This is a genomic window from Insulibacter thermoxylanivorax, assembly GCF_015472005.1.
GTDB lineage: Bacteria > Bacillota > Bacilli > Paenibacillales > DA-C8 > Insulibacter > Insulibacter thermoxylanivorax.
The window spans coordinates 1-8,998 of sequence record NZ_BMAQ01000016.1 but is presented as its reverse complement, the minus strand read 5'-3'; the positions used below and the strand labels follow the sequence as shown (position 1 = coordinate 8,998).

8 protein-coding genes are annotated in these 8,998 nt (G+C 52.2%); all 8 read left to right on the top strand.

Going from position 1 to position 8,998, the window contains the following annotated elements; genetic code table 11:
* The first annotated feature begins 210 nt into the window (after nt 1-210).
* Nucleotides 211-1,422 (top strand): hypothetical protein, encoded by a 1,212-nt coding sequence (locus tag PRECH8_RS08110; RefSeq protein WP_207161781.1) that lies wholly within the window; start codon nt 211-213, stop codon nt 1,420-1,422.
* Between the two features lie 234 nt (nt 1,423-1,656).
* A complete protein-coding gene (locus PRECH8_RS08105; protein WP_242457493.1) occupies nt 1,657-2,118 on the top strand; it encodes an ACT domain-containing protein in 462 nt (153 codons plus the stop codon).
* Nucleotides 2,119-2,142: 24 nt separating this feature from the next.
* Nucleotides 2,143-3,435 carry a homoserine dehydrogenase gene (locus PRECH8_RS08100; RefSeq protein WP_200966601.1) on the top strand — a complete coding sequence of 431 codons (1,293 nt, stop codon included), beginning with the start codon at nt 2,143-2,145 and terminating at the stop codon, nt 3,433-3,435.
* Between the two features lie 390 nt (nt 3,436-3,825).
* Nucleotides 3,826-4,893, top strand: coding sequence for a threonine synthase (gene thrC, locus PRECH8_RS08095; RefSeq protein ID WP_200966600.1), 1,068 nt, complete (start codon nt 3,826-3,828; stop codon nt 4,891-4,893).
* 2 nt (nt 4,894-4,895) lie between these two features.
* Nucleotides 4,896-5,861 (top strand): homoserine kinase, encoded by a 966-nt coding sequence (gene thrB / locus PRECH8_RS08090; RefSeq protein WP_200966599.1) that lies wholly within the window; start codon nt 4,896-4,898, stop codon nt 5,859-5,861.
* Nucleotides 5,858-6,910 carry a prephenate dehydratase gene (pheA, locus tag PRECH8_RS08085; RefSeq protein ID WP_200966598.1) on the top strand — a complete coding sequence of 351 codons (1,053 nt, stop codon included), beginning with the start codon at nt 5,858-5,860 and terminating at the stop codon, nt 6,908-6,910. Before thrB ends, pheA begins: the two co-directional genes overlap by 4 nt.
* 6 nt (nt 6,911-6,916) lie before the next feature.
* Entirely contained in the window at nt 6,917-7,804 is an 888-nt protein-coding gene (ilvE, locus tag PRECH8_RS08080; RefSeq protein WP_200966597.1) for a branched-chain-amino-acid transaminase, read from the top strand.
* A 441-nt stretch (nt 7,805-8,245) separates the two neighbouring features.
* The coding region (locus PRECH8_RS08075) for a LysM peptidoglycan-binding domain-containing protein (protein WP_200966596.1) at nt 8,246-8,998 on the top strand (753 nt) is incomplete at its 3' end.

The following is an 8,998-nucleotide window of genomic DNA, read 5'->3' as shown; positions in this document are numbered from 1 at the left end:
ACACAAATAATGCCCTTCCAAACTCCTATTGGGAAGCGAAAGGGCTGAAAAGTATGCTTTCTCGTTATATGGAACTTTGTCAACCTTTTGGAACCGCCTAGTGCGGACCCGCATGCTAGGTGGTGTGAGAGGACGGGGGCTAGCCGCTCCCTCCTACTCGATGCGGCCTTATTGATATTCAGTTAAAGTGTGGTGACGGCTGTTATGCGCATGCCCCAGATAACCTATGAAACCCGCGTCGTGCTTGTTCCATTAACGATTCATGAGAATAAGCGGAATATCATCGTCGAGGACGTGTATGCGCGGGAATATTATGAGATGAGCTCTGCCAGTGTGGATGCCATCCGGGCTTTGCAAGCGGGAATGCCGCTTCATGAGATCGAAGTACAGCTGAAGGAACGTTACCCCGATGAAGAGATCGATATGATCGAATTCGTATCTGCGCTGCTTGAACTGGACCTAATAGCGGAGGTAGACGGCCGCACACTGCGGGAGATCTCTGATGAAGAGGCCGTGCCAGCCCATAACCCTGACAGCTGGCCGAATCGTTTGGGCAGATTCCTCTTCCGCACGCCCTTCATTCTCGTGTATTTTGCCGCGATTGGTTGTTGGATTACTTTGTTCATCACGCGTCCGGATCTGCTGCCTGAACTCCATACGATGCATATGGTGGAGTCGATGACGGTGAATGTCATCATCTGGGCAGGAGTAAGCTTAGGGCTGTTAGCGATGCATGAGTTCAGCCATTTTCTCGCTGCTCGTTCCTTTGATGTTTCTGCCAGCTATGGTTTTGGCCATCGCTTGTATTTCCTCGTGCTCGAGACGGATATCTCTGAAGTCTGGAAACTGCCTCCTCGCAAACGGATCATCCCGTACATCGCCGGCATGCTGAATGATTCCGTGATGCTGTCGCTTACACTGATCATCCGGATGATCTATCCCGAGATGAACGATTTGCTCTACGAGATTCTGGAACTGGCCAGCTTATACCTGTGCGTCATGTTGGTCTTCCAAACTTTCGTCTTCATGAAGACAGACCTCTATTATGTGCTGGAGACGGCGCTGGGCGCTTTGAATCTAAAGGAAAGAACCCATGAGTGGATGAAGGGGCTGTTTGGAAGAAGAAGGGGGAAGGAAGTGACGGCGGTTAAGGTGTATACGTTCTTCTATCTTGCCGGGCTGGCCTTCAGCGTCAGGTTGTTCTTCAATGTCATGATCCCGCAATTCCTGCACTTCTTAGAGCACGGCAGAGATTATCTGTCTTATCCGGTGACCGATTATTATTTCTGGGACGGCGTGCTGTTCCTGCTGCTTAACGGCGCAACCTTGGTCCTTCTGTTCAATTCATGGATGCGGAAGCTGTTGACGATCTATTATGAGAGAACGGAGAGAATGCAGAAACAAACGGCCCAGTCATCCTAGCATTCTTGGTCAGATCTGTGGAGAGCCTTATCTTTGATGGTGTGGAGACGAAGGATGAATGTGAAGACGGCTTTCATATGATTTAAGTCAGCCAACATGTCTGGCTGGCTTTTTTGTTGATGCCTATTGCAGGGAAGGCTTGAATTCGATATAATGTCCACATCAGGGAAACACGAGTCTATTCAGAGTGGACTTTGTTGGGTTGCGATCCTGTGGGACGGAGGGCAGGTAATGATGACAAATTATGTTAATGACGAGATGGAACGCTACTACCTGGTTCGCCGTGATATCTTGCCGGAAGCGCTGATCAAAACCGTTGAGGCGAAACAATTATTGGCCAGCGGAGAATTCAAGACGGTGAATGAAGCCGTAGAGCAAGTTGGAATCAGCCGCAGTGCATTCTATAAGTACAAGGACGGGATCCATGACCTGACGCGCCTCGACCGTGAACGGCTTGCGATCATCGCCCTCGATCTGCACCATCGGGCGGGCATATTGTCCAAGGTGCTGGCGATTATCGCTGATCATGAGGGAAATGTCCTGGCGATCAACCAGACGATCCCGCTGCAAGGCATCGCGAATGTGGTTATTACCGTTGAGACTTCGCACATGGCGGATAAACTGCTCCCGCAGATGATGGACGTGCTGAAGCGGACGGAAGGCGTGACTCGTGCTGAAATCATCGGTCAAGGATAAGGTAAGGCGAGGAGGAAGATAGATATGAAGAAGATCAGAATCGGCATGCTTGGATTAGGCACCGTCGGCTCCGGTGTTGTTCGCATCGTGGAAGGACATCAGGAGGATCTGCAGCGGCAGACCGGTGCGGAGCTTGTGCTGAGCAAGATCGCGGTAAGAGATATCAACAAATCGCGTAAGGTTACCGTTGATCCGGCATTGCTTACAGAAGATCCGTGGGAAGTTATCAATGACCCGGAGATCGATGTTATCGTTGAAGTGATGGGCGGTGTGGAGCAGACTAAGGAATACATCCTGGCTGCTCTCGACAAGGGAAAACAAGTGATCACAGCGAATAAAGATCTCATCGCGCTGCACGGACCGGAGATCCTGGCGAAGGCCGCTGAGAAGCGCTGCGATATCATGTATGAAGCCAGTGTCGCCGGCGGAATCCCGATCCTGCGCACGCTGGTGGAAGGGTTCTCCAGCGATCGCATCACGAAGATCGTCGGCATCGTGAACGGGACGACTAACTATATCCTGACGAAGATGACGCAGGAAGGGGCGTCCTACGAAGATGTGCTGGTTGAAGCACAGCGTCTGGGTTATGCGGAGCAGGATCCGACGTCCGACGTTGAGGGCTTCGATGCGGCCTATAAGATGATCATCCTTGGCTCCCTTGGCTTCCATGTACATCTCTCGCTGAACGATCTGGATATTCGCGGCATCTCGAAGGTGACCAGCGACGACATCGCCAGTGCGAAGCGTCTCGGATATACGATCAAGCTGCTCGGCATCGCGGAGCGTCAAGACGATCTGATCAGCATCAGCGTACAGCCGACGATGGTGAAGGACAGCCATCCGCTGGCTTCGGTGAACGGCGTGTTCAACGCGATCTATGTATATGGGCAGGCTGTCGGAGAGACGATGTTCTACGGGCCCGGAGCGGGAGATATGCCTACGGCAACCTCCGTGGTGGCGGATCTCGTGGCGGTCACGCGCAATCTGCTCACGGGCATCAACGGCAGCCGCAGCAGCATGATCATGAACGAGAAGAAACTGAAGAGCGACGAGCAGATCGTGAGCAAGTACTTCATGCGCCTCCATGTGGCTGATAAGGCCGGCGTGCTTGCCAAGATCACGCAGATCTTTGCCGATTATGACATCAGTTTGGAATCCGTGCTCCAGCTGCCGAACAACGGCACGGATGAGCAGGAGACGGAGATCATCATCATCACCCATGATGCCAGCAAGGCGGGCCTTAACAAGGCATTGGCCAAGTTTGAAGAGATCGAAGTGGTGAAGGCGGTACGCAGTGTATATCGCGTGGAAGGATAAAGCAGAGCACGCGTATATTGCTGCTGATGTATATCCGGTGATGAACTGGAGCATCAGAGTACCGCTGAATTAGAGCACCACTGATCCAATCATCGCTGATCTCATCATCACTGATCTCATCATCACTGATCTCATCATCACTGATCTAGAGCTTCGCTTTGATGCATATCACCGTTCTGATACAAGTCACCCATGCAGATCACATGGGGATATCATGATGGCACCCGTGTACACAGCGTATAACGTTGTAACGTTTAATATTCCGTTTAAGTTATGCAGACGTTATGTAGTTCTATAATGATCAGCTTTATAAACTGCTATTCTCGATCAGTCACCGCAGATGGCTGCAGCCGCTTGCGGACAATCGAACGCTAAAGGGGTTAACAGTGTATGAGATATCCAGGATTATTAGAAACGTACAAAGCATATCTGCCGATCACAGAGCACACACCGATGATCACGCTCCATGAAGGCAATACGCCGCTGATCCGTGCCGAGCGCTTATCGGAAGAGCTGAATCTGAACATCTATTTCAAGTATGAAGGGCTCAACCCGACGGGTTCCTTCAAGGACAGAGGGATGGTTATGGCCGTAGCGAAGGCGAAAGAAGAGGGCAGTCGGACGATCATGTGCGCTTCGACGGGCAACACCTCCGCTTCTGCTGCGGCTTATGCGGCACGGGCTGGCCTCAGCAGCATCGTCTTGATTCCGAACAACAACATCGCCCTCGGCAAGCTGGCACAGGCGATCATCTACGGAGCGAAGGTCATCGCGATCGAAGGAAACTTCGACCGGGCGCTGGATATTGTTCGAGAGATCACCGCGAAGCATCCGATCACGCTCGTGAATTCCATCAATCCATACCGCATCGAGGGACAGAAGACGGCGGCCTTTGAAGTCGTCGATCAACTGGGCGAGGCGCCGGACTTCCTGGCGATCCCGGTAGGCAACGCGGGCAATATCACCGCCTATTGGAAAGGGTTTAAGGAATACCATGGGCTGGGCAAGGCAAGCAAGCTGCCGAAGATGATCGGCTTCGAAGCCGAGGGGGCCATGGCAATCGTGAAAGGCGAGCCGATCCCCAATCCGGAAACCGTCGCCACAGCGATCCGCATCGGCAATCCGGCCTCTTGGAAGAGCGCTGTGCAGGCAGCGGAAGAATCCAAGGGACAGATCAATTATGTTACGGACGAAGAGATTCTGGATGCTTACAAGCAGATCGCAGCTAAGGAAGGGATTTTTGCTGAACCCGCATCGGCAGCCTCGATCGCAGGCGTGATGAAACTGCATCGGGAAGGGTATTTCCAAGGCGGCGAGACGATCGTCTGCGTGCTGACGGGTCATGGGCTGAAGGACCCGAACAACGCAATCGATGCGGTCAAGAGCGATCCGATCGTTGTACCGGATACGGAAGCAGCGGTTATGGAGGCTATTCGTAAGTTAGAAGGTGACCGTTGATCATGAGCAGCAAGATATGCGTCAAAGTACCCGCAAGTACAGCCAATCTGGGACCTGGATTCGATTGTCTTGGCATGGCATTGAATCTGTATGCCTGGTTGGAGATGGAACTTGCGGACCGTACAGAGATTAAGCTCTATGGAGAGCATATGGCAGGCGTTCCGACGGACAAGTCGAATTTGGTCTATACCGTGGCGCAGCAAGTCTTCACTAAGGCGGGGTTATCGGAGCAGGAGCTGAAGATCTCGATGTACAGCGAGATCCCGCTGACGCGGGGACTCGGAAGCAGTGCTTCGGCGATTGTCGGCGGACTCGCAGCGGCCAATGCGCTTATTGAGCAGCCGTTCTCGCAGGATGAGCTCTTCCAGATCGCAACAGCGATTGAGAAACACCCTGACAATGTTGGTGCCTCTCTGTTCGGCGGCATCGTCGCTGCGATGTGGGACGGCAAGCGTGCTTATCATGTGCGGATCGAGCCGCATGAACATCTGGAAGTACTGGTCGTGATTCCGGAGTACGAGCTGTCGACGAAGCATGCGAGATCGGTGCTGCCGGAGGAAGTCCCGATGGGGGATGCTATTTATAATCTCAGCCATTCTTCGGTACTAGTTGCTGCATTAAGCGCCGGCCGCCTGGATCTGCTGGCCGAGGCGATGCAGGATCGGCTACATCAGCCGTATCGAGCGGCGCTCGTCCCGGGCATGTCCCACATCCTGGAGCTGGCGCCCAAGCATGGGGCATTAGGGGTTGCTCTGAGCGGGGCTGGTCCGACGATGTTAGCCTTCGTGGATGCACGAAGCGAGGAGAAGGGGAAACTGGAGACCTTCTTCAAGGAGACCTTACAAGAAGCGGGGATCGAAGCGACAACGATGTGGTTAGCACCAGCGCCGAAAGGTGTCGAATTGTTGACACTGGATAGCGAAACAGGTACATTTATCGATAGATTTAAAGGAGAAACAAGGGCATGACACGCATAGCGATTCTTGGGCCGGAAGGCACGGTGTCGGAGGAAGCAGCCGAACACCTATTCGCCGGCATGGATGTTGAACTGATCCCCTATCGGCTGATCTCCGAGGTATTCACGGCGACAGCAGAAGGCCGTACTGACTACAGTGTCATTCCCATAGAGAATACAATCGAAGGATCGGTCAGTCTGCATATGGATTGGCTCATCCACGAGGTCGATCTGCCGATTCAAGCGGAGTGGGTATATCCGCCGCGGCAGAATCTGATCGGGTTCGCCCCTTCTGAGGCTTCTTCAGGAGATCCTCCTGGAACTGCTTCTGATGTACATTCTGAGGTCTCCTCAATGGCTGCTTCTGATGCAAGGTCTGAGCTCAGCACGGGGACCGCATCTGACGCACATGCCAGGGCTACTTCTGGAACTGTATCTGATGAACGTTCTGAAGAATCTGCAGGTGAGAAGGATCTCTTAGCGGTCAAGCTGGCTGGCATTCGCAAAGTGATGTCGCACCCAGTGGCCATTGCTCAAAGCAGCCAATTTCTTAAGAAGTACTTGCCCCATGCGGAATTGGAACATGTCAGCAGCACTGCAGAGGGCGTTCGCTTGGTAAAGACAAGCGGCGATGCGGGAGTTGCAGCGATCGGCACGGTACTTGCAGCACGCCGATATGGACTGCAGGTGTTAGCGCAAGATATCCAGGATCATAAGAATAACTTTACGCGTTTCATCCTGGTGGGCAAACAGCCGATTCAGATTAAGCCAACGGACACATATAAGACAAGCTTGCAAGTCACGCTGCCAGAGGATTATCCAGGGGCACTTCATCAGGTGTTATCGGCGTTTGCCTGGCGGAGGATCAACCTGACTCGCATCGAATCCCGTCCGACCAGGAAGAAGCTGGGAAGTTACTATTTTCTTATCGATATTATGGGCTCGCTGGATTCCGTACTGCTTCCTGCGGCGATCAGCGAGATCGAAGCGATCGGCTGTCAGGTTCGCATATTGGGTTCATACCCAAGTTACTCATATGAAACATCACAATCGGAGGTGTAGATAACGATGTCGCAACAACAATGGATTTATCTTAATGGCGAATTCGTAACGAAGGAAAATGCGAAGATCTCGGTATATGATCACGGATTCTTATACGGCGACGGGATTTTTGAAGGGATCCGTATCTACAACGGCAATATCTTCAAGTGCAAAGAGCATCTGGATCGCCTGTATGATTCCGCGAAGTCGATCAGCTTGGAGATTCCTCTCACTTATGATGAGATGCAGGAGGCTCTTGTTGAGACGATCCGCCGCAACGGGCTGCGCGATGGTTATATCCGTCTTGTCGTCTCCCGCGGTCCGGGGAACCTGGGACTGGATCCGCGCCGCTGCGAAAGGGCGAATGTTGTTATCATCGTCGAACAACTGGCGCTGTATCCGGAAGAAGCTTACAAGAACGGTCTGGTCATTGTCAGTGTTTCGACACGGCGCAATCTGCCGGATGCGCTCAATCCGAAGATCAAGTCCCTCAACTATCTGAACAACGTCCTCGCAAAGATTCAATCGAATCTCGTCGGAGCAGGCGAAGCATTGATGCTCAACAGCCAAGGATATGTCGTCGAGTGTACGGGAGACAACATCTTCATCATCAAGAACGGCGTGATCTATACACCTCCGACTTATCTCGGTGCGCTCGAAGGCATCACGCGCAACACGATCATCGAGATCGCTCGCAAGGAAGGTTATACGGTGAAGGAAGAGCCGTTCTCGCTGCATGATGTCTACGTTGCAGACGAGGTATTCTTGACAGGAACGGCTGCCGAATGCATCGCAGTGCGTGAAGTGGATTCCCGCATCATCGGCGAAGGCAAGGCCGGCCCGATCACTACGCATCTGCTCGAGGAATTCCGCAAAATCGTCGAGATCGACGGCGTGAAGGTCAATTACGATTAATCAATCGGACATGAGGGTTCGGACCGCTTATTGGGCCGATTGATCAGGCGTTTGGATGAAGGCAAGTGATTCGTCGAACACATAGTTGAACAACTAGCCGAACATATAAAATTACAGTTTACAGCCCCTGTGTGCTGCAAAGGTTGCAGCGCAGGGGCTTTTTGGCGGGTGACGGCAGCACTTGATGCGTGAGACGACAGAAAGTATCGATTCAGTGTGCGTGAAGCGGAACCGCTGTACGAGACGACATATAGTATCGATTCAGTGCGCGTAGATGCGGACTGGTGCGTGAGACGACAGAAAGCATCGATTCATGGAACGCAAGCATCCAGCGGAAACGATGTATGAAGCATCGTTCAGCGATGTTTAGAGAAATTAATGACAATCGCCTACCAAGTGCATATGATATAGCGAATTAGCACTGAAGGAGGCATTCATCAAGTGAGAATTTACATCGTGAAAGAGGGAGATACGCTCTCGTCGATCGCTGAAAAATATGGGCTGGGGCTGGATCAACTGTTGGCGATCAATCCACAGATTACAGATCCAGATAAGATCACGCCGGGAATGAAGGTTAAGATCGCAGCCGGACCGGTTTCCATCGCTCCAGGACAGCCGGAGATCGGACATTCGATTACTCCAGTTGGTCAGGTGGAGACGCCCTTCACGCAATTCCCTTCACAAACAGTTGAAGCGGGAGGTGCCGGCGGAACAGATATGCAGACGCAGGGCATGCAGATGCAATCCATGGGCGGAACTCAGCAGACCTATTCAACAGGATCAAACAATCTGCAAGGAAACAATCAGTATGGGGATGCATCGGATCACGTGAGCGGTGCTTATGAGATGACGGGTTCGGGACAGACTATGACTCCTATGGGAAGTATGACATATGGCGATGTCAATGTCCCTCATGAATATGGTCCGAGCAATGTGTCCAGCGGTATGTCCAATGTGCCATTGCAAACATCACCATTCGCGGTGATGAACCAACAACACATGAGCACGATTCCTCAACATTTTGCTAATCATCCGATGTACAGCGGTGTCGCATCCTTCGATGACAAGAAAAATGACCAACTCATTCCACAATCTGTCATTCCGAGCTTGCCGCAAACACTGCAAACTCCATATCAAGGGAATCAGCCGATTGGGATCAGCAATGAGCCTCTAGGTACAGGCAATGTAGCGCCT

Coding starts and splice junctions, on each gene's coding strand:
- thrB (WP_200966599.1), top strand. CDS start 4,896: ATGAGCAGCAAGATATGCGTCAAAGTACCCGCAAGTACAGCCAATCTG.
- thrC (WP_200966600.1), top strand. CDS start 3,826: ATGAGATATCCAGGATTATTAGAAACGTACAAAGCATATCTGCCGATC.
- pheA (WP_200966598.1), top strand. CDS start 5,858: ATGACACGCATAGCGATTCTTGGGCCGGAAGGCACGGTGTCGGAGGAA.
- ilvE (WP_200966597.1), top strand. CDS start 6,917: ATGTCGCAACAACAATGGATTTATCTTAATGGCGAATTCGTAACGAAG.
- PRECH8_RS08110 (WP_207161781.1), top strand. CDS start 211: ATGCCCCAGATAACCTATGAAACCCGCGTCGTGCTTGTTCCATTAACG.
- PRECH8_RS08105 (WP_242457493.1), top strand. CDS start 1,657: ATGACAAATTATGTTAATGACGAGATGGAACGCTACTACCTGGTTCGC.
- PRECH8_RS08100 (WP_200966601.1), top strand. CDS start 2,143: ATGAAGAAGATCAGAATCGGCATGCTTGGATTAGGCACCGTCGGCTCC.